2 protein-coding genes are annotated in these 1,659 nt (G+C 75.7%); both read left to right on the top strand.

Features of this window, described 5'->3' with window-relative positions:
* Positions 1–1,200, top strand: a 1,200-nt coding sequence (locus AOK24_RS32355; protein WP_055723583.1) for a DUF58 domain-containing protein, incomplete at its 5' end; no start/stop codon positions are given.
* Positions 1,197–1,659, top strand: a 463-nt coding sequence (locus AOK24_RS32350) for a hypothetical protein (protein ID WP_055723582.1), incomplete at its 3' end; no start/stop codon positions are given. The genes AOK24_RS32355 and AOK24_RS32350, both read left to right, overlap by 4 nt.

The following is a 1,659-nucleotide window of genomic DNA, read 5'->3' as shown; positions in this document are numbered from 1 at the left end:
GCCGTCGCGCTGGCCGCCGCGCTCCTCAGCGGACGCCCCTGGGTCCTCGCCCTCGCCGCCGCACCCCTGGTGCTGCTCGCCCTCGCCCTGCCGAGCGGACCGCGTCCCGAGAACGTGACGGCCGAGGTCGAGGTGGAGCCGCGGCGCTGCTTCGAAGGCGAACAGGTGACGGTGCGCATCATGCTGTCCTACGACGGCGGACCCGCCCGCCTGGACCCCGGCGTCGCCCTCGGCCACCGGATCCGGCTCGACCACCTCGCGGTCGGCCCGCACCGCGTCGAACTCGTCCTGAGCGCAAGGAGCTGGGGCCGCTGGACCCTCGGCACGGTCGACGTCGACGTCTACGACCCCGGCGGGCTGGTCCGGCGCACCGTACGCGCCGACCTCGGTGAGATCGCCGTCTTCCCGCTGCCCGAACACGCCGGCCTCACACCCATCCCGGTCCGCCTGCCGCAACGCCTCGGCGAGCACACCGCCGTACAGCGCGGCGAGGGCGTCGAGGTCACCGGCGTGCACCCGTACGTGCGCGGCGAACGGCAGCGGCGGGTCCATTGGCCGGCCACCACCCGGCGCGGCACCCTCCAGGTCCACCAGTTCGCCGCGGAGCGCGCCGCCGACACCGTGGTGCTGCTGGACGTACTCGCCGACGTGGTCGACCCGGTCACCGGCACGTCCTCGCTCGACGAGACCTTCCGGGCCGCCGCCGGGCTGGTCCGCGCCTATCTGCGCACCCACGACCGGGTCGGCGTCGTATCGGTCGGCGGCGCGACCCGCTGGCTGCGGCCGGGCAGCGGCCAGGGGTACTTCTACCGCATCGTCGAGAGCGTGCTGGACGTCCGCAAGGACGCCGTGCACCGCACGGAGGGACTCGGCCCGCTGCCCCCGCCCGCGCTGCCCGAGGGCGCGCTGGTGTACGTCTTCACGCCGCTGACCGACCGGCGGATCTTCGACGTCCTGCACCAGGTGCGCGGACGGGCCAACCCGATGGTCGTCGTCGAGATCCCCGCCGGCGAGCCCGTCCCCGAACCCGGCGACAGCGCGGGGGAACTCGCGCTGCGGCTGTGGCGGGCCGACCGCGACGCCATGAGCTTCGCCCTCATGGAACGCGGCATCGCGGTCCTCGCCCACCGGCCCGGCGAGACCCTCGACCTCACCCTCGCGCCGCTGCTGCGCACCCGTATCCACGGGGGAACCCGATGACCGCCCCCGCCCGCAGCCGGACCGCCCTGATCGCCGAACGCCTCACCTCCCGCCTCACCGACCGCCTCCTCGGCACCGCCCTCGTCGTCGCGGCCTGCGACCCGCCGGCCGTCCTGCACGCGTCCCTGCCGGTCAGGCTGCTGGCCGTGGGAGCGGCGGCGACCGCCTGGTGGGCCGCCCCGATGGTCGACGCCCGCCCCGTCTCGACGTCCATGCGGTGGCGGACCGTGGCAGCCCGCCGCAGGACGACCGTGCTCCCGGCCGCGGCGATAGCGGTCGCCGCGACCACCGGCCCGCCGACCTGGCTGATCGTCTGCATCGCCGCCCTCCTACCGGCCTACCTGCTCATCACCGACGCATGGACCACCGGCGTCACCGCCCCACCCGGCCGCCCCCAGGCACCCCCCGCACTGGCCGCAGCCGCCGCAACCACAGCCGTCCTGCTCGCCGCCCAAGCAC

This window comes from Streptomyces niveiscabiei, assembly GCF_001419795.1.
Taxonomy (GTDB): domain Bacteria; phylum Actinomycetota; class Actinomycetes; order Streptomycetales; family Streptomycetaceae; genus Streptomyces; species Streptomyces niveiscabiei.
The sequence above is the reverse complement of the archived record's forward strand: the minus strand, read 5'-3'. Positions and strand labels throughout refer to the sequence as shown.